Origin of the sequence: Gordonia sp. JH63 (genome assembly GCF_009856645.1) — a bacterium.
In the GTDB taxonomy this organism is placed as follows: domain Bacteria; phylum Actinomycetota; class Actinomycetes; order Mycobacteriales; family Mycobacteriaceae; genus Gordonia; species Gordonia hongkongensis.
In genome coordinates, this window is the sequence record NZ_CP047235.1 from 2,764,639 (window position 1) to 2,790,861 (window position 26,223).

The following is a 26,223-nucleotide window of genomic DNA, read 5'->3' on the forward strand; positions in this document are numbered from 1 at the left end:
GGATCGCCGATCCCTGGCAACGCGGTACCGACGCCGTGATACTGGCCTGATGGATCGTGATGCGCTGGCCGGGTTCCTCGTGAGCCGACGCAACAGTCTGCAACCATCGGATGTCGGTCTGCCGGGGGGCGCCCGGCGACGCACGACGGGTCTTCGACGCGAAGAGGTGGCGCAGCTCGCCACGATGTCGACCGACTACTACACCCGACTCGAACAACGACGCGGCCCACAACCGAGCACCCAGATGTTGGCGGCGCTCGCTCGCGCACTCCGCCTCACGGCCGATGAGCGGGACTACCTGTTCCGGGTCGCCGGACACAGCGCGCCGGACCGGATGGCGGCCTCGGACCACATCGCGCCCGGACTCCTGCGAGTACTCGACCGGCTCACCGACACCCCCGCCCTCATCCTCTCGGCACTGGGGGAGACCTTGGTGCAGAATCATTGCGCGCGAGCGCTGTTCGGCGACACCGACCATCTCGTCGGAATGGACCGCAGTGCCATCTACCGGTGGTTCGTGTACCCCGACGAGGAACGCGGCCGCTACCCGGCTGACGATCACGAGCGGCAGAGCCGTGCGCAGGTCGCCTCGCTCCGTGCCGCTTACGGCGTCATGGGCGCCGATTCCCGTGCCGGAGCAATGGTCACAGAGCTTCGACGCCGCAGCAGCGAATTCGACGCGCTCTGGGACACCCACATCGTCAGCCGACGCTTCGAGGACCACAAGATCCTGATCCATCCCGAGGTCGGCGCGATCGAGGTCGACTGTCAGGCGCTCTTCACCGAGGACGAAACCCAGGTGTTGCTCGTGCTGACCGCAGCGCCGCGAACGGACGCAGCGGGAAAGATCGAATTGCTCAACGTGCTCGGCACACAGCAACTCGGACTCGATCCACGTTGACCGTCTGGCGCCGGGGGATTACGTCGACCCGGTCTCACGAGTGTTGATCCGCCTTCCGATCGCGGCCACCTGGCGAAGCTGCGCACGCGTGAGGCGGTCGATGACGAGCTCACGCACGTTGGTCACATACCCGGGAGCGGTGGCCACCACTTTCTCCCAACCCGACTCGGTGAGAACGGCATTCGTGAATCGACCGTTCTCGGGGCACGGATGGCGCCGAACCCATCCCCGCTTCTCGAGTCTGCCGACCACATGCGAGAGCCGGGACAGCGATCCGTAGGAAAGTTCGGCGAGCTGGCTCATCCGCAGGGTGCGGTCAGGGGCCTCGGACAGCGCTGCCATCACCTCGTACTCGAAGTGGGTGATCTGGGCGTCACGGAGAAGCTGGGCGTCGAGGGCGTGGGGGAGACGGGCGAGCGCGGCTGCCACCTGGATCCAGGCGTCCATTTCCTCGTCGTCGAGCCAGTTCGGCTCTGGGGCAGTGGACATCTGCGCAGTGTATACGAAGTGAACACGTCCGTGATCAGGTTGACGCATCAAGTGTCAACACCTAGCCTTCACTTGATACTTCAAGTCACAACCATCTAGTGAGGCGGCTCAGTCATGACCAACCCCATCGTCCGCAGTGCGGGCATCCTCATCGGACGCGTCGCTCTCGGCGTCATCTTCCTGGCCCACGGCCTGCAGAAGTTCCAGCAGAACGGCTGGACGGGACCGCAGACCGGGTTCGACATGATGGGTGTTCCGGCCGCGTCCTTCTCGGCGTTCGTCGTCACGTGGCTCGAAATCCTCGGTGGCATCGCCCTGATCGTCGGGCTGCTGACCCCGATCGTCGCCGCCCTGTTCACGCTGGACATGATCTGCGCGCTGTTCATCGCACACGTCGACAACGGCATCTGGGTCTCCGACGGTGGTTACGAGTTCGTGCTCGCCCTCGGTGCCGGCGCACTGCTGCTGGCCGTGATCGGCGCCGGACGTTTCAGCGTGGACGCCGTGCTGGGGTCGAAGGTCCGCTGGCTCGCCGCCGACGACACCCGGTCGCGCGACCTGGTCGGCACCTCGCGCTGACCCCGCTCCGCTACCGGCGCCCGGTTCATGCGCCCCGGTCCGCCCACCCTGCGGACCGGGGCGTTCGCTGTCCGCGGTCCTCGCCTACAGTCCCAGTAGGGCGTCGAGTGGAATGAGAGATATGACCTGGCTGATGCTGATCGCGGCGATCGCCTCGGAGGTCGCGGCGACGTTGTCACTCAAGGGTTCACAGACCGAACCGATGCTGTACGCGGTGGTCGCCGTCGGTTACACGTTCGCGTTCATACTCCTGGCCGCAGTCCTGAAGCGCGGCATGGGCATCGGCGTGGCCTACGGCATCTGGTCGGCGTCGGGCGTCGCACTTACCGCGGTACTGGCGACCTGGATATTCGACGAGCCCTTCGGATTCCTGATGGGAATCGGCATCGTGTGCATCATGATCGGGGTTCTCCTCGTCGAGACCGGCCACCGGCCACCCGTCGACGAGGGCGCCGACTCCGCCGCTTCGGGGGTCTGACCGTGGGATATGTCTTCATCGTCGCCGCCATCGTCGCCGAGGTCACCGGGACCCTCGCGCTGCGTGCCGCCGCGACCGGTCGACCGACCTTCTACGGAGTCGTCGTCCTCGGGTATCTGACGGCGTTCGTCGCGTTGACCCTCGGGCTGCGGCACGGCGTGCCCCTCGGTGTGGCGTACGGCATCTGGGCGGCGGCCGGGGTCGCAGCCACGGCCGTCGCCGCACACTTCCTGTTCCGCGAACGCCTCAACCGACGCATGGTCGCCGGCATCGGGGTGATCATCGTCGGTGTGCTGCTCGTCGAATTGGGCGCGCTGCACTGAGTTCCGGCGTCGCTGATGTCGCGCCGCGAGCGCCGACTGTCAGCCGCGTTCTGGACCGGGGGAGCGCTGGTCCACCTCAGCGCCGGACTCGACGTCACGCGGGTTGTCGAAGGAGACGTCGATCTCCTGAAAACCCTTGTTGCGCTGCGCGAGAACCTGCGCCGAGTACGCCGCCTCGTCGCCCTTCGTCAGACTGACGTTGTCGGTGAACGGGGTGAGCAGCGAACGTGGATAGAGCCGGTCGACGCGAACCGCGTTGGTCTCGAGACAGATGACGATCACGATCGACGACACGTAGAGGAAGGCGAGCAGGCCCAACACGATCGCGAAGACGCCGTTGGTGGAGCTGGCGTTACCGATGACGTGCTGCACATAGACCGCGCCGAAGGTCTGGATGACCTGCCAGCAGACCGCCGCCCCGAAGGCGCCCGGCAGTACGTCCCGGATCGACACGTCGCGCGCCGTGCCGATCCGAAAAGCCACGGTGAACACCAGCGTGCTCAACGCCACCGATCCGAGGATCGCCAGCCAGCGTCCGACGATGCCGAGTTCGAAGGCAGCCGAGACGCCGTTGACGACGGTCAGGCCGATGACCGCAACACCGATCGTGGACAACAACAGGAGGCCACGCAAACGGGCGAAGATCGGGTCGGGACGCTCGTTGCGCGGCACTGCCCAGATCGTGTTCATCGCGTTCTGGGCGGCGACGGCCACTCCGAGGCCTCCGTACAGCGACACGACAACCCCGATGATGATGGCGGTGGCCCCGCCGCTGAGCTTCTCGGGTTCGCCCAACTGCCCACCGATCACCGGGATCTGGCTCATCGCCGAGTCCAAGATGCGGTCTTGGAGGTCGGGGTTGTCGGCCAGGACGATCCCCAGCACGGTCGCGAACAGCAGTAACAGCGGAAACAACGAGATGAACGCGTAATAGGCACAGAGCGCGGCCAGGTAGGCGCCCTGATCGTCGACGAACTTGTAGATGACGGCAAGCGGGAAGCCGGTCGCCGGATGACGCCGCTGAAAACGGTCGACCCTCTCGGTCAACGACACCCGATCATCCTTCTCCTCGCCGGCCCGTGCCTGTTCCCCGTTCCGTTGAACGAGTCGTTCACCGGGAGTTACCACGGTGGTGCCGAATTTAACCCGAGCACGAGTCGATTCGGGACACGTCATCGGATCGGGGGTTCACCGGAACGGATCGAAACCCGGGGTGCCGAGGGCGCGGAAGGGTGTTCCCAGACGCCAATAGGCCAGCCCCGCCAGCCCGCGCGGGAAGTAGCGTTCGGTGGTCGTGACCGTCACCGACCCGTCCGCGTCGTCCGCGGCCTGGAGGCGGTAGTCGCGATACGATCTGCCGAATCGGTTGTCGCGCAGACGAATACGAAGTCGATCCGGTCGTTGCGCGAGCACGATCTCACCGCGGTGCCGCGCATCCCGCTCGAGCCGCTCCCAGACCGTCGCACTACTCGCGCGCTCACTGACCCGGGTCTCCGATTCGAACATCTCCTCACCGGCCCACCGTGGATCGGTGGGAAGAGGTTCGGCCGGCGACACGTCTACGGACGCGTTGGCCCACGAGGCACGGCCATCGCCGCGCGCCGAGCGTTCGAGCGTGTGGGCAACCGCCTCCGAGTAGGAGGTCAACCCCCCTTTCGGACGATCGATGATCGCGTCGACGGCCCGGTCGCGACAGACGGCGTCGCATTCGAGGGACTCGATCAGCGGTCGAGCGATCTTGCCGCGGATCGGCGTGACGAACCTTACCCAGCGGCTCGCCAGCGCAGGCGTGAGATACGGCAGTACCACCATGATTCGAGGTCGAAGACCCGCGACCTCGGCATACACCTGCATCATGTCGCCGTATTCGAGGACGTCGGGACCGCCGATGTCCCAGGTCCTCGACGACGGGACGGCGGCGGTGGCGGCTTCCACAAGGTAGTGCAGGGCGTCGTCGACCGCGATCGGTTGGATCTTGTTGTGCACCCACCGCGGCGTCGTCATCGCGGGCAGTCGCTCGGTGAGGTGCCGGATGAGTTCGAACGAGGCCGACCCCGAGCCGATCAGCGTCCCGGCCTGCAACGCGATGGTCTCGATCGGTGAGTCGATGAGGATGTCGCCGACCTCGGCGCGTGAGGCCAGATGTTCGGACAGGTCGGTGCCCGACGGATGGAGACCGCCGAGGTAGACGATGCGCGACACGCCGTTCTGCTGAGCCGCGGCCACCACATTCTCCGCGGCACGCCGCTCTTCGGCCGCGAAGTCCGCGTCGGTGCTCATCGAGTGGACCAGGTGGTAGACGACATCCACACCCGCGAAGGCCTTGACCAGCGAATCGCGATCAGACAGATCACCCCGGATCACCTCGGCCGTCGGATCAGACAACCACGGTGCGTCGGCGAGCTTCTCCGGTGTCCGCGCCAGTGCGCGCACACGGTGCCCGCGTGCCAACAGCCGGGGCGCCAATCGGCCGCCGACGTAACCGGTCGCTCCGGTGACCAGACAGGTTCGCGACTCGTCCACCTGACTCCTCCGCTCTCGGGTGTGCCTCCCAGGCTAGGGAGCGAAGCCGCTCGGCGCCGTAGCCTCGGCGCGGTCGGTGCCGGATCGTTCTCCGTGGCCACGATTCGATAACGGCACGTTTGGCCGACACCGAACTCAGACCACCAGACCTGAATTCGACGGCCGGACCTCGATCGAAGTCTGGCGGTCGAGTCCAGGTCTGGCCGTCAGCTGTCGTTTGCGTCCGCCGGCGAATTCTCGAACCACAGGCACTCTTCCAGGAGGCCCGCGCTCTTCCAGCCCTCCGCGGTCCGGACCATCGAATGGTGGTAGTTGCCGCCGCAGGTGCTGAGTTCGGGCATGCCGACGAAACGCATCGGGTTGTAGAACATGGCGCGCACGTCGGCCCGGTCTCCGTCGAACGTGTACTCGATGTTGGTGATGAAGTGCTGACTCACCGACACGAACGCGAAACTCTCCTCCAGCCACGCGGCGATCTCGTCCCGAGTGCCCGCCTGACCGTAGGGCGTCGACGAGTAGTCGACCACCGCCTCCGGGGTGAACACCGAGCGCCAGAGTTCCCAGTCCTTGGTGTCGACCGCTCGTGAGTACCGGTACAACGTGTCCGCGATGCCGAACCGGTCGCTGATCTCCTGCAGGTCCATCGTTCTCCCGTCCACCGGTATCTGTACGGGCAGCCCGTCGTGGCAGCGCCGAGACCGGCCGTCGCCGCCGACTATAGACACCAGTCCAGACGCTTGTCAGCGAAACCGCACCGGAGCGGGTGCCGCAAGTCAGGTCGATGCTGCGAGGTCGCGGACGACGCGGAGGTCGGCGACGAAGGCGTCGAAGGCCCGCTCGCGCTGATCCGTGGGTCCGCGGAGAATCGACGACGGGTGCACGGTCGCCACCACGGACTCGGAATGGTCGGGGCCGAGGTCTCCGTCGGCGCCGAGATCGAAGCGCTCGCCACGGTGTCGGGTGAGCCGGAAGTTGGTGCCCAGCAAGGCCTGTGCGGCCGTGGCACCCAGACACACGACAGCGGCCGGCCGGACCGACGAACGGTTCGTCGGCACGATCCTTCTGGTCACCGGGCTGTTCGCCGATGAACATGATCGTCGAACCGGGCGCGCCCACCCCACCGCGACACCCGCCGCGGCCCCGGTGATCACCCGCGGCCCGCCCACCAGCAACGGGTCGAACCGGGAGTGGTTGCCGTCGACGCGTTTCCGGCCACGGCGGGACGACCATCCGTGGTGGGAGAGTTCGGACCGGATGCCCGTCTCGGTCACCGGGTTGTCGGGCCGACCGGTCGCGAACGACGCGAGGTGCGCCTCGATGGACGCCACGCGATCGGCGCCCAGCAGGATCAGCCAATGCGCCGCGCGCCCCTCGCTGTAGCGGGACGCGGAGCGTCGGATCACCCCGGACAGCCCGCGCGGCGGCGTGGACGTGCCGAAAACCGGTGGCAGAAAGGCATGTTCGTTCGATCGCTCGCGGGGCTGACGCTCGGGCTGGTCTTCGGGGACGGTCCAGTGGACGCCCGGGGCCGGTTCGACGGGCAGTTCGCGCGGAACCGCGGGGCGGTTTGCGGGATCCAGGTCGACGCCCCATCCGGGTATGCGGTCGACCAGTGCGGCGGTGTCGGGGTCGTGGGGGCGGTCTGCGGGAAAGCGGGCACGGGTCCTCCTCAGCCGGCGTCGGCAACGATGATGGGCTTGATGCAGTCGTCGAGCTCCTCGGAGAAGATGCGGTAGCCCTCAGCGATGTGCTCGAAGCGGAATTCGATGCGTGACAATGTGTGAAATAGCCGTTGCGGATGTGGCCGAACAGTCTCGGCCACTGCCGTTTGACCGGGCACTGGGTGATGTCCGGGGTGAGTCCCTTGTTTATGGCGTCGCCGAACATGACCGCGCTGAACATCGGTCCGTACGCACCCATGACCGAAACGGTGCCGCCTTTGCGGACCGCATCGATGGCCCAGTTGAGGGCGATCGGTGACCCGCCTGCAGCTAAAACTTGGCCGCGGGGCCGCGGTAGACCATCGCGCACATCGTGTCTGGACTCATGCGCGTTCGGGTACCCCACAAATGCGGTACTAACCGCGCCGGCGGCGCGGTGCGCGCAGACCGGTGTCACGCGCGGGGGTGTAGAAAAGGAACCCGAATCCAGGACAGTCCTCGGGAGGAGATCGTCGATGTCAATGGTGTCTTATGTGATCGCCGGTTCGGAGGCCAGCGGGGGAGCGGGCATCCAGGCCGACCTGCGCACCTTCGCACAGCTGGGTACCTATGGTGTCGGGACCATCACCTGCATCGTGTCCTTCGACCCGAACAACGAGTGGTCCCATCGGTTCGTACCGATCGACTCCGGGGTGATCGCCGATCAGATCGAGGTGGCCACTGCCGCGCACGAACCCGAGGTCGTGAAGATCGGCATGCTGGGCACCCCGGCCACCATCTCCACGGTCGCGCAGGCGCTCGGCTCCCGACAGTGGCGAGATGTCGTCGTCGACCCGGTGCTGATCTGCAAGGGTCAGGAGCCCGGCGCCGCACTCGACACCGACAACGCCCTCCGCTCCGAGATCTTGCCGCTGGCCACCGTGGTGACCCCCAATCTGTTCGAGGCCGCGACCTTGGCCGGCATGGACGAACTGACGTCCACCGACGACCTCGCCGAGGCGGCGCGGCGAATCCATGATCTCGGGCCGAAGGTCGTCGTCGTGAAGGGCGGGGTCGGACTCCCCGGCGAGGAGGCGATCGACGTCGTCTTCGACGGCTCCGAGGTCACCGTCCTGCGTGCCCCGAAGGTGGGCGACGAGCGGGTCTCCGGAGCCGGCTGCGTGTTCGCGGCCGCCACCACCGCCGAACTCACCAAGGGCGCAGGGGTCCTCGACGCGATCCGGACCGCCAAGCAGTTCACCCACGACGGCATCGTCGGCCGTCTCGCCTCGAACGCACCGTTCGACGCCGTGTGGCACGGATCGAGGTGACCCACGGGCTAGTGCTCGGTCGGCCCAGCCCGTCGGGTGTCGGCGGGCTTCTCCCCGGGTAGTCGAGCGACAGCCCGGCGGTCTCCGTCACCGTCCGGGACGTCGTCCCGAGGAGAACCCATGTCCGAGACCGTCGCCGACATCGTGCTGCAACGCCTTCGGGAGTGGGGGGTCCGGCAGGTTTTCGGCTACCCCGGCGACGGCATCAACGGCCTGCTGTCGGCCTGGGTTCGCGCGGAGAACGATCCGCAGTTCGTGCAGTCGCGCCACGAGGAGATGAGCGCGTTCCAAGCCGTCGGATCGCGCTCGCCGAACGCGCGCCGACGGCCCTGATCTTTCCCTCGGATGTTCTCGACCTGACCTACGAGCCACCACAGCAGGCCTTCAAGCAGGTCCCGTCCAGCCTCGGGGTCACGTCGGCGACCCCCGTGCCGGACCCGGACGCGGTCGCGCGAGCCGCCGAGATCCTCAACTCCGGGGAGCGAGTCGCGATGCTGGTCGGCCAGGGCGCACGGGGATGTGCGCCTGAGCTCATCACGGTTGCGGACATCCTCGGCGCCGGTTGCGCGAAAGCCCTTCTCGGGCGAGATGTCCTCCCCGACACGCTGCCGTGGGTCACGGGATCCATCGGCCTGCTCGGCACGACTGCCAGCCATCGATTGATGACCGGCTGCGACACCCTGCTGACCGTCGGATCGAATTTCCCGTACTCGCAGTTCCTTCCGTCGTTCGGACAGGCCAGGGGAGTGCAGATCGACCATTCACCCGAGGTGATCGGCATGCGCTACCCGAACGAGCTCAATGTCGTCGGCGACGCACGCGCCACGCTGCAAGCTCTCATCCCGCTGCTCGAACCCAAGACCGACCGCTCGTGGCGCGACAAGGTCGAAGCCGACGTCGAGCGCTGGTGGACGAATGCGGCCGGCCAGGCGATGACCGACGCGGATCCGGTCAATCCGATGCGCGTCTTTCACGAGTTCTCGCCACGCGCCCCGTCGAATTGCATCATCACCGCGGATTCGGGCAGTGCCGCCAACTGGTACGCACGGCACATCGTCTTCCGCGACGAGATGAGGGGGTCGCTGTCCGGGACGCTGGCCACGATGGGGCCGGCGGTGCCGTATGCCATCGGCGCCAAGTGGGCGCACCCCGACCGGCCCGCGGTCGCCTTCAAGGGCGACGGTGCGATGCAGATGAACGGCCTGGCCGAGATGATCACCGTGGCGCACTACTGGCAGCAGTGGACGGATCCGCGGCTCGTCGTCGTGGTGTTGCACAACAACGACCTGAACCAGGTCACGTGGGAACAGCGCGCGATGTCAGGATCGCCGAATTCGCCGCCTCACAGGAACTCCCCGACGTCGACTACGCGGCCTTCGCGCGGGGGATCGGACTCGTCGGGATCAACGTCGACGACCCGGATGGTCTCGGTACCGCATGGGACACCGCCCTGGCCGCCGATCGACCGGCGTTGCTCGACGTGCGTTGCGACCCGACGGTGCCTCCCGTCCCGCCGCACGCGACCCGCGAGCAGGTCCTCGCCCTCGGCGAGGCGCTGGTCAAGGGTGACGACGATGCATGGGCCGTCGCCAAGAACGCAGCCAGACAGGGAATCCGCCAGTTCCTACCCGGACGGCAGTCCGACAACGACTGACTACACGGGACACCGGCTGCGCCCCGGTCCCGTACTCTCCACCGCATGAGCGGTGAGGAACTCTTCACAGCGGTAGCGGTCGGGTTCGAGGCAGTCGGAGCCTTCGCGATGATCGTGGGAGCGATCATCGCGTGCGTGCTGGGCGCACGTTCGCTCCGTCGGGGAGAGGGTGGCAACACTGCCTTCTCGGTACTGCGCAACACACTCGGAGCAGCCATTCTCCTGGGGCTGGAAGTCCTGGTCGCGGCGGATCTCATCCGCACCATCACGTCCAAACCGTCGATCGAGGATGCGCTCATCCTCGGGCTCATCGTGCTCATCCGTACCGTGTTGTCGATGTCCATCCAGATCGAGATCGAGGGCGTGGCGCCGTGGCGTCGAGCGTTGCTGACCAGCGGTGGACAACTGCTCGGTGCAGCGGTCGCGAACGACGCAGCAGCTGCGCGACCGACAACCGAAAGCACCGCGCGACGCGTCGACGGGTAGTGTCGCCACCCGGTCTGGCGCCGACAACGACCGGCGAGTCATCCTGGATGCCGATCACCGACAGACCGACCGAAGGAGTGCCGGGTGACAACGATCCCAGACGAAGTCGATGTCCTCATCGTCGGTGCCGGGATCTCCGGCATCGGTGCCGCCCGCTGGGTGCGAACCGAACACCCTGGCAAGTCGATCGCGATTCTCGAGGCCCGGAATACCGCCGGCGGTACGTGGGACCTGTTCCGCTACCCGGGGATTCGGTCCGACTCGGACCTGCACACCTTCGGGTACGACTTCAAGCCCTGGACCGATCGACAGGCGATCGCCGACGCCCCGCGAATCCTCGATTACCTCCACGAGACGATCGACGAGAACGATCTCGCTCCGCTGGTCCGGTATGGGCATCGTGTGGTGGCGGCCGTGTGGTCGTCGGACACCGCGCGGTGGACGGTCGACGTCGAACACACCGACACCGGAACGCGAAGCCAGATCAGTGCGCGATGGATCTTCTGTGGCTCGGGCTACTACGACTACGACGCGGGGTTCGCGCCGGAGTTCGCCGGCACCAAGACCTTCCGTGGCGAGATCGTGCATCCGCAGCACTGGCCCGAGGACCTCGATTACGCGGGCAAGCGGGTCGTGGTCATCGGCAGCGGCGCAACGGCGGTCACACTGCTTCCCGCGATGGCGGGACAGGCCGCGCACGTGACCATGCTCCAGCGCACACCGACCTACATCCTCCCGCTGCCCCGCGAGGACGCCATCGCCAACACCCTCAAGAAAGTGTTCGGCACCGAACGCGGATACGCATTGACCCGACACAAGAACGTCGCGCAGCAGCGGTTGCTCTTCGAACTGTGCCAGCGATTCCCATCGGTCGCTCGTCGGCTGATCCGCAAGATCAACGAATCTCAGCTGCCCGAGGACTATCCGGTGGACACGCATTTCAATCCCCCGTACAACCCCTGGGACCAGCGGCTGTGTGTGGTGCCCGACGCCGACCTGTTCCGGGCCATCCGCTCCGGGAAGGCCTCGATCGTCACCGACCGGGTCAACACCTTCACCGAGAACGGCATCCGGACAGTGGGCGGGGAGGAACTCGAGGCCGACATCGTCGTCACCGCGACCGGGCTCAACATCAAGATCATCGGCGGCATCGAGCTGAGCGTCGACGGTGAACCGGTGTCCCTTCCCGACACCGTCGTCTACCGCGGGATGATGCTGTCCGGTGTGCCGAACTTCGCGCTGGCGATCGGTTACACCAATGCGTCGTGGACCCTCAAGATCGGACTGTTGTGCGAATACTTCTGCAAACTTCTGGCGCACATGGATTCTCACGGATACGACAGTGTGTGGGCGGTCGCGGACCCCGATATGCCGACTCGGCCACTGCTCGACTTCGGGGCCGGCTACGTCCAACGAGCCCTCGACACCCTGCCCAAGCAGGGAGCTGAGGAGCCCTGGGTGATGTCGATGAGCTACTACGCCGACCGCAAATTGTTCCGTGGTGACGTCGCCGACGACAACGTCCGATTCGCGCGGGCGGGGGAGCGGGTGCGGTCGACGGTCGGGTAGCGGTGACGACTCGCCGGACGGCGGCTGAGTCACATCCGCGCGAACCGCACCAGCCAGTAGCAGTAGACGCCGTAGGCCGCGATACCCACCGCGGCCAGGATCATCAGCACCTGCCCGGCGGGCAGGCCGGCCAGTGTCTTGACCGCGCCGTCGATCCCCGTGGCCTTCGACGGATCGGCAGTCGCAACAGCCACGATGACCAGGATGCCGGTGCCGGCCAGAACGACACCCTTGCCGCAGTAACCGATCACGCCCGCGATTGTCGCCGCCTTGTCGTCGGAGATCTTGAGATCGTCGAGGAACGACCGGCTGGCTCCCTTGTAGACGTGGTAGACGCCGACGCCGATGATGATCAGGCCGGCCGCGACGAGGACGAACTTCCCGCCACCGGACTGCAGGAGTCGCGCTGTCAGTCCGGCGTTCTCCTGACCACTCGACTTCCCTTGGCCGGTCGCGAAACGTATTGCCGACCAGGCGAACCCGACGTAGACCACGGCGAGCGACAACGCTTTTCCGCGATCGAACCACTGCTCGGCGCCATCACTGTCCTCGCCCGGTTCGGTGGCGTGGGGTCCGACGACGGCCTCGGCGAGTCGCCACAGCGCCAGTGCTGCGAACGCGACCGCGGCCACCCACAGGACGACGCGGCCGCCGGACGAGTCGGCGAAGATCCCCAACGCACCCGACTGGTCGGCGTTCCCGCCCCCACCGAAGGCGAGGCGCAGGATGATGTAGGCGATCAGCAGATGGAGCAGGCCGCTGACGGCGTGGCCGGCACGCGCCAAGCGTTCGAACCAAGGGCTGTCGGTGGCGCGGTCGACCGCGCCGGTCACTTGATTGCGGCTCATCGCGCCACGTTCCTTCCGCCGTTCGACCGAGCTGGTGCCCCGCCGGTTCCACTGACGTTACGGGGTGCCGGCCGGTCGCTCACTTCCCCTGCGAGTTACGAAGGGCCCGAGCCTGTTCGATGTACTTCTGGTCCTTCTCGTCGTTCTTGTCCGACGCCGTGGTGTCCCGAGGCGGCAGTTGCAGGTGCTCTTCGGCCGGCATCCCCGCCTGTAGCTGTCGGCCACGTTCGAGTTCGGAGTCGAACTCGGCCCCGAACAGCAGCGCGAGGTTCGTCAGCCACAGCCACAGCAGGAAGACGATGACTCCCGCGAGTGCGCCGTAGGTCTTGTTGTAGCTGCCGAAGTTCGAGACGTACAGCGCAAATGCCGCCGACGCGACGATCCAGGTGACGATGGCCAGCACCGCACCGGCGCTGATCCACCGGAACTTCGGCTGCTGCACGTTCGGGGTCGCCCAGTACAAGATGGCGACGATCAGGATCACGAACAGCAGGAGGATGGGCCATCGAACGATGTTCCAGACGGTCAGCGCGGTCTCGCCGAAACCGATGGCGTCTCCGATCGATTTCGCGATCGGTCCGCTGACGGCCAGCATCAGTGCCACGGCAGCGGCGAGCACGAGTGCTACGAGGGTCACGAGCAGCATGATCGGCCGCAGCTTCCAGATGGGACGGCCTTCGTCGATCTCGTACATCCGGTTCATCGCGCGTCCGAACGCCCCCACGTAACCCGACGCGGACCAGAGCGCGCCGAGCAGACCGAGTACGAGGGCGAAACCGGCGCTGGGGGCGGCCACGAGTTGTTCGACGGGGCCCCGCAACGTGTCCACGGCCGACGACGGTCCGAGGTCGTCGACCATCTGCAGGACGGCGTCGGTCGTCTTCTCGCCCTGGCCGAACACACCGAGCAGCGAGACCAGCGCGAGCAGCGCCGGGAACAGCGAGAGCACGGAGTAATAGGTGAGCGCCGCTGCCAGATCGGTGCACTGATCGCGCGAGAACTCCCGCGCGGTCTTCTTCAGCACGAAGAGGAGGGACGGCTTGGTCAGGTCAGTGGGGGAGTCCGGCTTGCGCGGATCATCGGGGTCGGCCGATTCGGGGTCGTCGCGAACGTCCGGTTCAGCTGAGGCCGGATCCTTGTCCGCTCGTTCAGCGGCGTCATCTCGTTTCATCCCCTGCGCTTAACCGGCGAACACGCAAGCCAAACCCGGCCGACGTCGGCGCACCCGTCACCTGTGGGGTCAGCGCACGTGGCCGCAGGCGTCGTCGACCGCCCCCTGCAGATCTCGCTGGATCCAGCGGGTCACGGCGGCGGGTGTGTCGTCTCGACGGGCGCCGAGGTCCACCGGTTCACCCAGAGCGACAACGGGCCGGCCACCACCGGCCGGGTAGGCGATCCCGGCGGAGACCAACCACAGTCCGACACCGTCTCGCAGGGCTCGATGGGCGATGTGGCCGATCCCGGTGCCGAGCCGCTGAACCTCCGTCGGGTCGCCCTCGTTGCAGGTCCCCTCAGGAAACACCGCGATGCTGTCCCCGCGTGCCATTCGTTCGACGCAGACGGCGATCATCTGACGCCCGGCGTCGGCCGCAGCTCGCACTCCGTGGTCCTTGCTGCGAAACACCGGGATTCCGCCCAGAGTGTCGATCTTCTTCCGCTGATCCGCGTCTTGGAACAGCTCGTCCTTCGCGAGGACACGCAGGCTGCCTATCCGGCGCCGCAGCGGTGACCGGAAGCCCGCAGCTGCGAGGACCAACGGGTCGCGCTCGGAGACATGATTCGCCGCAATGAGCAGCGGAGCCCCGCTGCGCACGGCGCGGACGATCGCCTCCCGCGAACGAAAGCGCACGACCGGCCGGATTCGGGCGGCGAGCACCGCGTACATCATTCGCGCCCGGGCGCGGTCCTGCTGATGGGTCCGGTAGTGCTCGTATACCGCCTGTGCCTCGGACAGCTCGACCTTCACCTAAGTTACGGTACCGTAGGTTGCGGCGCCGCGGTGCCGCAACGGGACTCCGCATGACAGCCCGGGTAGCTCCGAGGTCAGTCGGGGACGACGACCGCCCGGCCACGCAGTTCGTTCGAGGCCAACCGACGGTAGGCCTCGAGCCCGTCGTCGAGGGAGAACTTCTCGACGGCGACCTCCAGGACACCGTCGCGCGCGAGGTCGAGGACCTCGATCAGTTCGTGCCGCGCACCCCAGTACGGCGCCCGGACCGACACCTCGTAGGGCTGGGTGAAGAAGCCGACCTTCGCCGCGGCGACACCGTCACCGATGCCGACGATCACGACGTCGCCCAATGTGCCGACGATTCCCATCGCGGTGTCGATGGTCGGCTGCAAGCCGACGAAGTCGAATACCGCGGTGGCGCCGTCGTTTCCGGTGATCTTCCGGACATTCGCCACGGCGTCGGCATCGCTGAGAACGGTCTCATGGGCGCCCACCTCGCGTGCGAACGCTAGCTTGTCCTCGCTGAGGTCGAGGGCGATGATGCGCGCCGGGGTCAGATGGCGCAACAGCTGAATCCCGATGTGCCCCAATCCGCCCGCACCGATGACGACGGCCGTGGTGCCGCCGACGAGCTTCGGCAGCGACGGTTTGATCGCGTGATACGGCGTGAGCCCCGCGTCGGTGAGCGGCACCGCTGCGATCGGGTCGAGGTCGTCGAGCGGAACGAGGTGCCGGGCGTCGTCGACGATCATGTAGTCGGCCATCGCACCTTCGTTGCCGAGCCCGGGTGGAGTGATGCCGAGTTCGGCCGCACGACTGCAGTAGTTCTCGAACCCACGTGAGCAGAAGTGACAGGTCCCGCAACCCCAGGGGCCGTAGACCGCCACCGCGGTTCCCTCGGTCAGCGACGTCACACCACTGCCGATCTCGGCGACCACACCGGCTCCCTCGTGCCCGAGCGTCATGGGTAACGGATAGGGAAAACCCTCGGCGGGCATGTTGAGCACGAAATCGTCGGAATGGCACGCACCGGCGGCAGTCACCTTCAACAACACCTGGCCGGGGCCGGGTGTCGGCTTGTCGACCTCGCGGAGCTCGGGCGGACTTCCTGGCTTGACGATCTGGATGGCTTTCATGCCGGACACCTCTCGGTTCGAGTCGTTTGCGTGCTCTCCCGCCCTCCGGTCTACCCGCGTATGGCGATACGCGCATACGTCGGCGGGAAACCAGACGCGAATTCCTGCTGAACCGCGGCATAGGTGGACAAGCCGATCAGAGCCGGGACGGACCACGGAGTTCGATGTCGCAGCGTGTCAGGCGTGCCGACGGGTGCGTCAAACATCCTGTGGCAGAGTCGGTCAGCCGAGACAAGAGCCGGAGGCGGAGGAGGACCGGGTACATTCTGGAGTACGGGTGGACCGGACAACGTTGCGACTCCGGGTCACCATCGTCGCGACTGATTCCGAGCGGCGCACCGCACACACTGCCGGGTGGCCGGCAGGACTTCGAGGCGGTCGGCACCGATGGGTTCGCCACAGTCCTCGCACCGGCCGTAGGCACCCGCGCCGACCCGGTCCAGGGCGGCACCGATCTCGTCGAGCCGGACTCGCGACCGTTCCAACTGGGCAACCAGATGGCCGCGTTCCACTGCCAGGGTCGAACCCTCCGGATCGTGCTCGTCGTCGGCCGCCGCGTCGCTGGTCGCCTCGAGTACCGCGGCCAGCCGGGACGACAACGATTCGATCAGCGCGGCGGTTCGTTTCCGTTCTGCGAGGAGCGCATCCCGCGACTCGTCGTCTTGGTTAGAGGTCACCGTGGGCCCACCGACGTCGTCTCGCTCAGGTGCCGCAGAAGGTCTGAAAGCTGTCGCTGAACGCCTGCGGGGCCGGCGCCGCGTAGTGAGCCCATTCGGTGCGGCGTTCGAACGGATGCGTGACGGGATCCATCAGCCGCGTGAACGGTTCCAGATCGCCGTCGGTCGCGGCGCGCAGAGCGGCGTCGACCTGATGGTTGCGCGGGATGTACACCGGGTTCACGGTGTCCATCGTCTCGGCGACCGCACCGGGCTCGCGACCGAGACGGGCGAGTTCACGGCGCCATCGTTCCAGCCAAGGACCGATCTGCTCGCGCGGCATGAGGCTGATGATCGGGACCTGATCTCCGCGGAGTTCGTCGGCCAGCGCCCGGAAGGTGCCTGTCCAGTCCGCACGATGATCACGCATCAGGGTCAACAGGTCGGCGACCAGTTCGGGTTCGGAAAGCGATTCTGTCAGACCGATCTTCGACGCCATGCCGGTGGCGAAATGGTGTTCGTACCGCGCCTCGTACGTGGCGAGCACGTCCGACGCCGCAGCGATCGCCTCATCGGGTGTCGGGGCCATGAGCCTGAGCAGGGTTTCGGCGAACCGCGCCAGATTCCACTTCAGGACGGCGGGCTGATTCCCGTAGGCGTATCGGCCCGCGTGGTCGATCGAGCTGAACACCGCCGACGGGTCGAAGGCGTCGAGGAAGGCGCAGGGCCCGTAGTCGATGGTCTCACCCGAGATCGTCGTGTTGTCGGTGTTCATCACGCCGTGCACGAACCCCACCAGCATCCACTGGGCCACCAGTGCGGCCTGACGTTCGAGTACGGCTTCGAAGAACGCGAGATACCGGTTACCGTCGCCGGCCTCCGACGCTTTCGCGAGCTCCGGATAGTGGCGGCTGATCGCGTAGTCGGCGAGTTGTTGCGTCAGGTCGGTGTTCCGGATTGCGTACTCGAAGGTGCCGACACGGAGATGGCTGGCGGCGATCCGCGCCAACACCGCGCCGGGCTCGGCCCCGGTGCGCTGAATGTCTCGCCCCGTGGCCACGACCGACAGCGAACGCGTGGTCGGGATCCCCAGGGCGTGCATGGCCTCGCTGATCACATACTCGCGCAGCATCGGCCCGACCACCGCGAATCCGTCGCCACCTCGGGAGAACGGAGTACGCCCGGAACCCTTGAGCTGTAGGTCGACTCGTCGACCGCCGCGGTCGATCAGCTCCCCGAGCAGCAACGCCCGGCCGTCGCCGAGAAGCGGTGTGTACCCGCCGAATTGATGCCCGGAGTAGGCGGTGGCGACAGGGACGGCATCGGCGGGCGCGGCCGCACCCGACAGAAGTGCGACACCGTCGTCGGATGTCAGTGCCGCGATGTCGAGGCCCAGGTCGTCGGCGAGTGACTCGTTGACGACGAGCAGTCGGGGGTCAGGCGTCTCGGCACCCTGCCACGGCACGGTGAAAGGCGTCAGCTCGTCGACGAAGGTGCGCTCGAAGCCGGTGATCGCGGCGCTCGTGCGGGCGGGAGTATCGGGAGAGACGGACACCCCTCGAGGGTAACCAGTTTCCGGACCGGCAAACCGGCTGCGCAGAAGGGGCGAGGGAGGAGTGTCCATCCCACTCGCCCCGGACGGCGATCAGGCCGCCAGCGCCGCGCCGCAGATGCCGCAGGCCTCGAAGTTGCGCCGGTTCCACCGGGCGATCGGGATGAAGAACACGCTGAACTGGCTGTATTCACGCATCCGCGCCCACTGGGTGGTGTTGTGGCAGCGGGGACAGGTACGGGTCTGACCCGCACCGAGAGGCTTCTGCCTACGGCCATATCCGAACAGGAAGAACACGCCGCCATCGTAGAGTTCGCGGCTCGCGGCGGCCGGTCATGCGCCGCGGTAGTCGATCACGGGCGGCGGACCGTGAGGTCGTTCTCGGCTGTGAAACCGCATTGTTTGTACAGGTCTGTCGATGCTTCGGTCGGGTTGAGCACCACCTTCGCGTATCCACGGCCGTCCGCGGTCGCGACGGTATGCCGGACCAGTTCACGTCCAATCCCGGAACCGCGGAACGCCGGGCGGACGTACAGATGACCGAGATAACCCCATCGGCCGCCGGCGCCCTGCCGGGGACTCGGCATCCGGGCGTGTTCGGTCAAGCACACCATTCCCACGGTCATGTCGTCCGTGCCCGCGGTCCAGACCGTTCGTCGCTCATCGTCCAACCAACTCGCAACCGCGGCGGCGAAGGCGGTATCGCCAAGCCACGGCCCGACGGAGCGATCGTCTTCGTACGCCCACTCCCAGCGGAGCTCGGCCACAAGGTGGGAGTTCTGCGAAGGTTGAATTCGTACCGCGTGTCGACCGGTCACCCACCCAGGGTGACCGATGACGGTCGGCGGCTGCGCGTGCGGCACCGCCGAAACTCCGCGACCACCGCCGGCCTCGCGGAGAATGGACGAGGCCGGAGGTGCTCGCCATCTGTCGAGACGCATCGGGTCGGCGGGCATCGGTACGCTCGGTGGTGTCCGTTTTGTCGGCCTGACGTCACCGCCACCGGGCTGCGGACTCGCGAAACCGGAGGGAAGCATGGAAGCACTGATCCTGATCGCCGTCATCGTCGTGATCGTCGTCGGGGTGGTGGTGTTCGCCCAACAGCGTTCCGGCGCCAACGCGGCCCGCACCCTCGAGGACGCGAAAGCCGACGCACGACAGGTGATCGAACGTCTGGGCGGCCAGGTATTCATGCTGGTCGGCGACGGCCCGGCATCGAAACAGGCGCTGGCCGACGCGGGGGAGCGATACACCGCGGCGGGGTCTCAGATCGAGCAGGCCAATTCGCCGGTTCAGGCGCGGCTGGCCAAACAGACTGCGATCGAGGGGCTCTACTACATCCGTGCGGCTCGGGCCGCCATGGACCTCGACCCCGGTCCGGCGATCCCCGAGCTCGACGGGCAGAAGAGTGCCGGTGCGGTCACCGAGGACCGGACCGTGGAGTTCGAGGGACGAAAGGTCGCCGCATCGCCCAACCCGTCGGAGCAGACGCCCAACTACTATCCCGGCGGCCGCGTCGCCGGCAGGCCGGTGCCCGCCGGCTGGTACTCCGAGCCGTGGTGGAAACCGGCTCTGGTCGCCGGCGCCTGGGGACTCGGATCGATGTTCCTGTTCTCGGCGATGTTCTCCGGCATGGCGGGCGTCCCCTATGACGCGCAGTCCTTCGAGAGTGGCGCCGGCGACGGTTCCGACGGTGGCGCCTTGGAAGGCGGTGACTCCGGCGACTTCGGCGGTGGTGACTCCGGCGACTTCGGCGGCGGAGATTTCGGTGGCGGCGACTTCGGCGGGGGAGCCGACTTCGGCGGTGGCGACTTCGGGGGGTTCTGAGCGGCCGCCCTCCGCGTGACTCGGCTTCGCTTGCCGGGTGTCAGGTCGCCGTGGGTGCCGCGACGACGGACAGCAACCGGAGCTTCTCGACACTCGCACTGCCCGGGGTCGCGGTGTAGACGAGCAGCGAATGCGAACACCGCGGGTCGACCAAGATCTGGCAATTCAGCTCGAGCAATCCCACGTCGGGGTGCACGTACCTCTTGATCTCGCGAGGCGCTATACCCACTTCGTGCCGTGCCCAGATCTCGCGGAACTCTTCGCTCTCGCCTGTGAGCCGTTCCGCGAGCGACGCCGCATACGACTGCGGGCCTCGTAGCGCAGCCACTCCTCGTAGTCCGGATACGTACATACGTGAGTAGAAGTCGTGGTCGTCGGACGGGTGCAATTGGCGAGCCCGCGGATCGGTGAACCACCGATAGCCGATGCTCCGCGCCGGCCCGTCGAACCGCATGAGGTCGCCGACCAGTGACGCCCCGAGTCGGTTCTGGCGCAACGTCTCGCCGAGTTCGGTGACGATCTCGGCCGGGGTGTCGGCGAGCCTGTCGAAGATCCGCATCATGCCCGGGGAGATGTGCTCGCGGTCGGGTCCGCGCATGGGCGGCCGGTAGCCGGCGAGGTGGAACAGGTGGTCTCGCTCCTCGACGGAGAGGTGGAGGCCCTGAGCGATGGCGGCCACCATCTGTGGCGACGGTTGCGGGCCGCGCTCGCGTTCGAGTCGTGAGTAGTAGTCGGCGGACATGTGACACAGGGCAGCCACCTCTTCGCGACGGAGTCCACCTGTGCGACGGCGCTGTCCGCGAGGCAGTCCGACGTCTTCGGGCTGAAGGGCGGCACGCCTCACCCGAAGGAAGCCAGCGAGACCGGGTCGATCGATCATTCGGCCATTCTTGCGCGCCCGGAACCGCGGAGCCACGGATCGACAGGCCGTGGATAACGGTGCGGACCGCCACAAGACTGGAAGCGAGAACATTCCGAGTCCGTCAGGAGCTCCGCATGACACGAAACAGCAGATACAGCCTGTCCATCCCCGATCTCACGGGCCGTCGAGCGGTCGTGACCGGCGCGAGTGACGGCATCGGGTGGGAGATCGCGAATGCGCTCGCCGGCGCCGGTGCGGAAGTGGTCGTGCCGGTGCGTGATCCGACCAAGGGGGCGAGGGCGGTCGAGCGCATTCGTGATCGTCACCCCGCCGCCACACTCACGATGGAGGACGTCGACCTGTCATCGATGGCATCGGTCGAGGCGCTTGCCGGCAGGCTCCGGGCGGACGGCACACCGATCGACATCCTGATCAACAACGCCGGGATCATGACTCCGCCGAAACGCCTGACCACAGGCGATGGATTCGAGGTCCAGTTCGGCACCAACCACCTAGGACACTTCGCCCTGACCGTCGCGGTGCTTCCGCTGCTCCGGTCCGGGAAGGCACGGGTGGTCTCGCAGACGAGCATCGCGGCAAAACGAGGCTCGATCAATTGGGATGATCTGAACTGGGAGCGCCACTACGACGCAATGAAGGCCTACCGCCAGTCCAAGATCGCGTGCGCGCTGTTCGGACTCGAACTCGGACGCCGAAGTCGCGCTGCCGGTTGGGATGTGACGAGCGTGATCTCCCATCCGGGCGTCGCCCCGACCAGCCTTCTCGCCGCTCGTCCTGAGGTCGGCAGGACCGCGCCGACGAGCGGCCGGCGGGTGATCGAGTGGATGTCGCGGCACGGCGTCGGTGTGGGCACCGTCGAAACCGCTGCCCTCCCAGCCCTGATGGCGGCGACGCAGCCGGAGACGCCCGGTGATGCGTTCTTCGGACCACAGTGGCCCGGTGACGCTGGCGGGCCACCCGGATTACGGCAACCCTGGCAACCGTTCCGTGATCACGAAGCAGCATCGCGTCTGTGGGCGGTGTCTGAACAGCTCACCCGGGTGACAGCGGGCTGAAGACGGGCCTCCTGGCGCCGATGTGCGATCGTCAAGTGGTGTGTGCCACCTGCGGACCGAAGTCGACGCGGGTGACACACCGGCAATGAGCACTTGTGGTGCTTTCCACTCGAAGTCTGAGGGACGGCAGGTTCAGGGGAAGAGCGTCAGGAATGTCGCTGCCGAGGTCGCGCACAGCAGCGCCGCGATCGTGACGCCTGCATACGCGTGATCGGCAATCGGGGTCTCGCGTGCCTTGACCGACGATGTGCGTGTCGGGGTGCTGGCCTCTCTCACAAGTTGTCCCTCCGAAGACCCGTTACCGTCCCCGAGAACATTAGGGCCGCGAACGTTCACCCGAGACCCGCCGGCGACGTTCGAGGCCACAACGATGCTGTGGGTCACGAAACGATAACGGTCGCAAGTACTAGGTTTCAACTGCACGAACGGTGAAGCGCCGACGGCGCGACGCAGTGATGGGTAACGCGGATTCGCACGCATGTGCGACAATGGCGCGGTGAGTTCACAGACGAGGGCCGGCTTGAGTCCCGACGACCTGGAGTCGCTGTCCGCGGCACTCGCGGCCGGTAAGCGAGCCACGGTCTATCTGCGCGATGCGATGCCATCGCTGAACCTGGAGGCCGGCGCCTCGGCGCGAGTCGTGTCGATCGACGGTACGACAGTGACGGTGAGCCCGAGGGGCGTCGACGACCAGTTGCCCTTCGAAGCCGACGAACTGCGACGTAACCGACCGGCGGCCGCCACCACTGCGACCGCTGCGGTTCGTCGACGCACACCGGAACCGGCGCCCCCGAAGCCACAACCGACGTCGTCATCGAAAACAGTTGTCGAGGAATCGAATTCCGCACGCCCGTCCCGAAAGGCGCGTCCTGCGACGGATGCCCCACCGCGGGCGACGGAGTCGGCGCCGGCGCCTGCGACGACCAGGCCGTCGCGGAAGGCCAAGGCGCCGACCGCGCCGACCACGGTCACCATCACCGCGGCAGGGGAGAGCACGTGGACACTGTCGGTTGCGGTCGGAACCAGAAAGCTGGCGAAACCCGTCGAAATCACCGCCGACCGGGTGGCCCGGGCGATGCGGGAGCTCGATGACGAGACCGCGATCGCCGCGGTCGACGTCGTCATCGAATCGGCCCGAACGGCCGCGCAACGCCGCATCGACGAACTCAGTCAGGAACTCGAAGCCGCGCGGGCCGCGCTGGCCAACCTCGACGGGTCCGTCGACGACCAGCGCGGCCTCGCTCGCTGAGGAGCGCCCGGAGCTTGCGAGGGCGACGCACCCTGCCCCCTAATCCCAAGGAACGACCTACCCCCTGCTCCCTGAGCAGCCTATGAGGGTTTGTGTCAATGGGGTCCTGTGATGGGTGTGGGCGTGGGGGTGTGGCCCGGCGGCCGGTGGCCTGTCGGGATGGGTGTGTGGGTGGGTTCGAGCGGGCCGGGGTCGTGCCGGGCGCGGGCTCTACCTAGCGTTCAAACGGGTTGGTACCCAACAGCCTTCATTCGAGCTTGGTTCGCGCCGGTGGGGACTGCTCAGGCTCAGGGTCGGGTTTGTGTGCCCAAGGAGCAGCGAGCTTGTCCCGGCCGGAGGGTGTGAGGGGTCAGGCGGCGGTCCTTTCGGCGGGGCGGGTACGGCCGGCAGCGATGTCGGGGTTCCACGGCGTGGCGGTGGTGATGACGACGAACAGTTGCCGCAGCAGGGCGGCGGCGATCGCTACTCGGGCCTGGTTGGGGTTGAGCTGGTTGGTTTCTCGGCTGGTCAGGTGCCGGTAACGGGCGGCATAGACCTCGTTGTGGGTGAGCGCGGCGAACGCCGCCCGCCACGCGGCGACCCGCAACAGCGGCCGGCCACGCCCGCTGATGCGGGTGGTGCCGCGGTAGTTGCCGGAGGAGTTCTCCCGCGGGCACAGCCCGGCGTGTTTGACCACCGCGCGGGCGGAATCGAAACGGGTCAGATCACCGGTTTCGGCGAGGATCGCCGCGACCGAGACCACCGAAACCCCCGGGATGGACTCGGCGAGGGCGCGTAGGCCCAGCCCGGTGAGGACCTCGATCATGAGGTGTTCGACCTGCTCGCAGGCGGTGCGGGCGTGCCCGAAATCGTCGAGGGCGTAGCGGGCCCGTTCCAACGCACCAGCCTCGGCGGTGATCGTGGTCTCGGTCGCGAAGGCGGCGTCGACGAGTGCGACCAGGATGCGGGTGGTGACCCGACGCCCACCCCAGCGGGGCAGCTCGGCGCGCACCTGCTCCCGTAGCCACGCCACCGCCTGGTCGCGACTGCCCTGGGCGGTCAGGGGTGTCGGGTCAGCGCCGATGACAGCCATCGCGGCCAGCCAGGTCACCGATTTGAACGGCTGCCCGGCGCAGTCGAGCGCTTCTGGCCAGCTGCTCTCGAGCAGATCGCGGGCTTGTTGTTGGGCTGCGCTACGGCGGGTGAGTTGCTGGGATCGGCGCACACCGAGGTGGCGTAGCCTGCTCCACTGCTCGTCGGCGTGTTCGGGTAGGTAGAGGTGGAGTTGGGTGGTCAGCCGGGCGATCAGCAGGGCGTCTTTGTCGTCGGATTTGTCGTGGGTGAAGTCTTCGGTCTCCCGCGCGCGGGCCACCGCGATCGGTTGCACGCACACCATGTCCACGCCGACCGCAGCGGTGAGGTCTCGGACTGTTTTCCAGCGATGCCCGGTCGGTTCACACGCGATCACGATGCCGGCAAACCCCGCAGCAGCAGCGGCGGTACGGCTCCACTCGATCGCGGTGGCCAACTGTGGTGGCGCGCAGTGAAACGTGCGGCGCGCCACGATGCGGGAGTCGTGATCGACCACCGCGACGACCTGTTTGTTCGATGCCAGATCGATCGCGACGACCGCGTGGTCGCGGCGCACGATCCCCCGGAACCGGGTCAACCGATCGTTGCGACGCTTGTCTCCCCGACTCAAACGACTAGCCTGAGACATTGACATCCTCCTTTTGTGGTTGGGATAACCAAGCCCCTACGACCACATCAGGAGGATGTCCCAGTTACCAGCCCTTCCAGCTATTACTAGGAGCGCCCGGAGCTTGCGGAGGGCGCGTCACGAAGGGCCCGTCAGGCCTGCCGGTCCCGGAACCGGTACATCGCGCGAATGTCTCGCGTGATCGCTTTGTCCCGCTTGCTCCGTTTGCTCGCCTGTCGGGCGTCGCCCCGAGCGGCCGACCACTCACTTTCCCTCAGCAGCTTGCGATAGCGTTCCAGCCGGCCGGCGTCGAGTCGGCGGTCCCGGATCGCCTCCTGTACGGCACATCTCGGCTCACTGCGGTGTTCGCAATCGCGAAACGCGCACTCACGAGCCAGCTCTTCGATGTCGGCGAACGTACGGCCGGCCGCCTCGGCGACATCCTGCACCCCGATCCCACGCAGGCCAGGTGTGTCGATGAGTACCTTGCCTCCCGGCAGGAGCAGCAGCTCGCGGTGCGCCGTCGTGTGCCGACCCTTTCCGTCGACCGCCCGAATCTCGTTGGCCGCCATCTGTTCACGACCGAGTAATGCGTTGGCCAGGCTCGACTTGCCGGCGCCGGACGAGCCCAGCAGGACGGCGGTGCCGGTCATGGTGGACTCGAGGAGATCAACGCCTGCGCCGGTGATCGTGCTCGTCGTCACGATGTCGGCGCCCGGAGCGACCGCGGCGACCATCGCCTCACCCGGAAGAGGATCGTCAACCAGATCCGACTTGGTCAACGCGATGATCGGCCGGGTGCCGGCGTCGTAGGCCAAGGTCAGCAGGCGTTCGACGCGACCGACATTCACCCTGTCCGCGACCGACACCGCGATGATCACCGTGTCGACGTTGGCGGCGAGCACCTGCCGTTCCGATGTCCGATCCGAACTCGCGCGCGCGATCGCCGTCCGGCGCGGCAACAGGTGCACGATCCGGGCCTGCCCGTCGTCTCGGCGCAGCACCACCCAATCGCCGGTGCAAACGGACTGTTCGCGCTCCGCAGTCCGCCCGACACCGCGGATGGCGCGGACCGGACCTGATGCGGTGATGGTGTCGCACCCGCCGCGATCCACCCGCACGATGCGAGCTGGTAGCTCGTCGTCGGACGCGCGGTCGGTGTACAGGGTCGAGAAATGCTCGTCCCAGCCGAGAGCGGCGAGCTCGACGGGAAAAGACGAATTACTTGCAGAATTCACTGTTGGGGACTTTCGAGGAAAGCCCGCGACCCCAGGAGTCATCCGACTCGCAACTCAGTCGGTCGTGCGAGAACGGTGTTCGAGGATCAGCAACGGGCTGGAGGAACAGGGATGGTTCGGATGCTGACGATGCCAGCGATCTCGACGGCAACCATCGACTCACCTCCAGGTCTCGTG

At 67.0% G+C, this 26,223-nt stretch carries 26 protein-coding genes and 4 pseudogenes; 11 read left to right on the forward strand and 19 right to left on the reverse strand.

Going from position 1 to position 26,223, the window contains the following annotated elements; translation table 11 throughout:
* Positions 1-49: 49 nt before the first annotated feature.
* Positions 50-901 (forward strand): helix-turn-helix transcriptional regulator, encoded by an 852-nt coding sequence (locus GR168_RS12380; RefSeq protein ID WP_137809429.1) that lies wholly within the window; start codon positions 50-52, stop codon positions 899-901.
* 18 nt (positions 902-919) lie between these two features.
* On the opposite strand, the gene GR168_RS12385 is transcribed toward GR168_RS12380, so the two are convergent.
* Positions 920-1,390: a MarR family transcriptional regulator gene (locus GR168_RS12385; RefSeq protein ID WP_159370869.1), complete on the reverse strand. Its 471-nt coding sequence runs from the start codon at positions 1,388-1,390 to the stop codon at positions 920-922.
* A 114-nt stretch (positions 1,391-1,504) separates the two neighbouring features.
* Here GR168_RS12385 and GR168_RS12390 point away from each other — a divergent pair, with 114 nt between their 5' ends.
* The 3 genes from GR168_RS12390 to GR168_RS12400 all read left to right on the forward strand — a co-directional run bounded on the left by GR168_RS12390 (position 1,505) and on the right by GR168_RS12400 (position 2,770).
* Complete coding sequence (locus GR168_RS12390; protein ID WP_137809427.1) at positions 1,505-1,969, forward strand: DoxX family protein; 465 nt, start codon at positions 1,505-1,507, stop codon at positions 1,967-1,969.
* Positions 1,970-2,090: 121 nt separating this feature from the next.
* Positions 2,091-2,447, forward strand: a complete 357-nt coding sequence (locus GR168_RS12395) for an SMR family transporter (RefSeq protein WP_065629989.1) — start codon at positions 2,091-2,093, stop codon at positions 2,445-2,447.
* Between the two features lie 2 nt (positions 2,448-2,449).
* Positions 2,450-2,770 carry an SMR family transporter gene (locus tag GR168_RS12400; protein WP_137809426.1) on the forward strand — a complete coding sequence of 107 codons (321 nt, stop codon included), beginning with the start codon at positions 2,450-2,452 and terminating at the stop codon, positions 2,768-2,770.
* A gap of 39 nt (positions 2,771-2,809) precedes the next feature.
* Here the strand turns inward: GR168_RS12400 and GR168_RS12405 are convergent, their stop codons facing one another.
* From GR168_RS12405 to GR168_RS12430, 6 genes and pseudogenes are all read right to left on the reverse strand, one after another.
* A complete protein-coding gene (locus GR168_RS12405) occupies positions 2,810-3,823 on the reverse strand; it encodes a YihY/virulence factor BrkB family protein (RefSeq protein ID WP_065630030.1) in 1,014 nt (337 codons plus the stop codon).
* 135 nt (positions 3,824-3,958) lie between these two features.
* Positions 3,959-5,293: an NAD(P)H-binding protein gene (locus tag GR168_RS12410; protein WP_159370870.1), complete on the reverse strand. Its 1,335-nt coding sequence runs from the start codon at positions 5,291-5,293 to the stop codon at positions 3,959-3,961.
* Between the two features lie 206 nt (positions 5,294-5,499).
* Positions 5,500-5,937, reverse strand: coding sequence for a nuclear transport factor 2 family protein (locus GR168_RS12415; protein WP_068972504.1), 438 nt, complete (start codon positions 5,935-5,937; stop codon positions 5,500-5,502).
* A gap of 129 nt (positions 5,938-6,066) precedes the next feature.
* A pseudogene (locus GR168_RS12420) lies at positions 6,067-6,409 on the reverse strand (uracil-DNA glycosylase family protein).
* Positions 6,410-6,417: 8 nt separating this feature from the next.
* Positions 6,418-6,906: pseudogene (locus tag GR168_RS12425) on the reverse strand (hypothetical protein); the annotation flags it as partial.
* Between the two features lie 56 nt (positions 6,907-6,962).
* Positions 6,963-7,279: pseudogene (locus GR168_RS12430) on the reverse strand (glutathione-dependent formaldehyde dehydrogenase); the annotation flags it as partial.
* Between the two features lie 190 nt (positions 7,280-7,469).
* On the opposite strand from GR168_RS12430, the gene GR168_RS12435 reads away from it, so the two are divergent.
* From GR168_RS12435 to GR168_RS12450, 4 genes and pseudogenes are all read left to right on the forward strand, one after another.
* A complete protein-coding gene (locus tag GR168_RS12435; protein ID WP_078113858.1) occupies positions 7,470-8,264 on the forward strand; it encodes a PfkB family carbohydrate kinase in 795 nt (264 codons plus the stop codon).
* Positions 8,265-8,384: 120 nt separating this feature from the next.
* Positions 8,385-9,918 (forward strand): annotated as a pseudogene (locus GR168_RS12440) (thiamine pyrophosphate-dependent enzyme).
* A gap of 45 nt (positions 9,919-9,963) precedes the next feature.
* Positions 9,964-10,404 (forward strand): DUF1622 domain-containing protein, encoded by a 441-nt coding sequence (locus tag GR168_RS12445; protein WP_159370871.1) that lies wholly within the window; start codon positions 9,964-9,966, stop codon positions 10,402-10,404.
* 84 nt (positions 10,405-10,488) lie between these two features.
* Positions 10,489-11,973, forward strand: a complete 1,485-nt coding sequence (locus GR168_RS12450) for an NAD(P)/FAD-dependent oxidoreductase (protein WP_159370872.1) — start codon at positions 10,489-10,491, stop codon at positions 11,971-11,973.
* A 29-nt stretch (positions 11,974-12,002) separates the two neighbouring features.
* Here the strand turns inward: GR168_RS12450 and GR168_RS12455 are convergent, their stop codons facing one another.
* The 8 genes from GR168_RS12455 to GR168_RS12490 form a co-directional block, all read right to left on the reverse strand.
* Entirely contained in the window at positions 12,003-12,821 is an 819-nt protein-coding gene (locus GR168_RS12455; protein ID WP_078113861.1) for a DUF1206 domain-containing protein, read from the reverse strand.
* Between the two features lie 79 nt (positions 12,822-12,900).
* Positions 12,901-13,992 (reverse strand): YihY/virulence factor BrkB family protein, encoded by a 1,092-nt coding sequence (locus GR168_RS12460; RefSeq protein ID WP_137809410.1) that lies wholly within the window; start codon positions 13,990-13,992, stop codon positions 12,901-12,903.
* Positions 13,993-14,061: 69 nt separating this feature from the next.
* Positions 14,062-14,787 carry a 1-acyl-sn-glycerol-3-phosphate acyltransferase gene (locus tag GR168_RS12465; protein ID WP_159370873.1) on the reverse strand — a complete coding sequence of 242 codons (726 nt, stop codon included), beginning with the start codon at positions 14,785-14,787 and terminating at the stop codon, positions 14,062-14,064.
* 77 nt (positions 14,788-14,864) lie between these two features.
* Complete coding sequence (locus GR168_RS12470) at positions 14,865-15,908, reverse strand: NAD(P)-dependent alcohol dehydrogenase (RefSeq protein ID WP_159370874.1); 1,044 nt, start codon at positions 15,906-15,908, stop codon at positions 14,865-14,867.
* Positions 15,909-16,213: 305 nt separating this feature from the next.
* Positions 16,214-16,585, reverse strand: a complete 372-nt coding sequence (locus GR168_RS12475; RefSeq protein ID WP_159370875.1) for a TraR/DksA C4-type zinc finger protein — start codon at positions 16,583-16,585, stop codon at positions 16,214-16,216.
* Positions 16,586-16,610: 25 nt separating this feature from the next.
* Positions 16,611-18,188 carry a YdiU family protein gene (locus GR168_RS12480; RefSeq protein WP_159370876.1) on the reverse strand — a complete coding sequence of 526 codons (1,578 nt, stop codon included), beginning with the start codon at positions 18,186-18,188 and terminating at the stop codon, positions 16,611-16,613.
* Between the two features lie 21 nt (positions 18,189-18,209).
* Positions 18,210-18,413, reverse strand: coding sequence for a zinc-ribbon domain-containing protein (locus GR168_RS12485; protein WP_078113866.1), 204 nt, complete (start codon positions 18,411-18,413; stop codon positions 18,210-18,212).
* Between the two features lie 56 nt (positions 18,414-18,469).
* Positions 18,470-19,180 carry a GNAT family N-acetyltransferase gene (locus GR168_RS12490; RefSeq protein ID WP_343212990.1) on the reverse strand — a complete coding sequence of 237 codons (711 nt, stop codon included), beginning with the start codon at positions 19,178-19,180 and terminating at the stop codon, positions 18,470-18,472.
* On the opposite strand from GR168_RS12490, the gene GR168_RS12495 reads away from it, so the two are divergent.
* Entirely contained in the window at positions 19,152-19,943 is a 792-nt protein-coding gene (locus GR168_RS12495; RefSeq protein ID WP_159370877.1) for a DUF1542 domain-containing protein, read from the forward strand. The two genes, GR168_RS12490 and GR168_RS12495, sit on opposite strands and share 29 nt — an antisense overlap.
* Positions 19,944-19,983: 40 nt before the next feature.
* Here the strand turns inward: GR168_RS12495 and GR168_RS12500 are convergent, their stop codons facing one another.
* Positions 19,984-20,823 carry a helix-turn-helix transcriptional regulator gene (locus GR168_RS12500; protein ID WP_159370878.1) on the reverse strand — a complete coding sequence of 280 codons (840 nt, stop codon included), beginning with the start codon at positions 20,821-20,823 and terminating at the stop codon, positions 19,984-19,986.
* Between the two features lie 116 nt (positions 20,824-20,939).
* Here GR168_RS12500 and GR168_RS12505 point away from each other — a divergent pair, with 116 nt between their 5' ends.
* Complete coding sequence (locus tag GR168_RS12505; protein ID WP_159370879.1) at positions 20,940-21,881, forward strand: SDR family oxidoreductase; 942 nt, start codon at positions 20,940-20,942, stop codon at positions 21,879-21,881.
* Between the two features lie 132 nt (positions 21,882-22,013).
* Here GR168_RS12505 and GR168_RS12510 read toward each other — a convergent pair whose 3' ends face one another.
* Positions 22,014-22,157 carry a hypothetical protein gene (locus GR168_RS12510; RefSeq protein ID WP_159370880.1) on the reverse strand — a complete coding sequence of 48 codons (144 nt, stop codon included), beginning with the start codon at positions 22,155-22,157 and terminating at the stop codon, positions 22,014-22,016.
* A 202-nt stretch (positions 22,158-22,359) separates the two neighbouring features.
* On the opposite strand from GR168_RS12510, the gene GR168_RS12515 reads away from it, so the two are divergent.
* Complete coding sequence (locus GR168_RS12515) at positions 22,360-23,130, forward strand: DUF6319 family protein (RefSeq protein WP_159370881.1); 771 nt, start codon at positions 22,360-22,362, stop codon at positions 23,128-23,130.
* Positions 23,131-23,479: 349 nt separating this feature from the next.
* Here the strand turns inward: GR168_RS12515 and GR168_RS12520 are convergent, their stop codons facing one another.
* Together GR168_RS12520 and rsgA are read right to left on the reverse strand one after the other, a co-directional pair.
* On the reverse strand, positions 23,480-24,811 hold the full coding sequence (locus GR168_RS12520; protein WP_159370882.1) for an IS110 family transposase: 1,332 nt from the start codon (positions 24,809-24,811) through the stop codon (positions 23,480-23,482).
* Positions 24,812-24,960: 149 nt separating this feature from the next.
* On the reverse strand, positions 24,961-26,046 hold the full coding sequence (gene rsgA, locus GR168_RS12525; RefSeq protein ID WP_058250546.1) for a ribosome small subunit-dependent GTPase A: 1,086 nt from the start codon (positions 26,044-26,046) through the stop codon (positions 24,961-24,963).
* Positions 26,047-26,223 lie beyond the last annotated feature (177 nt).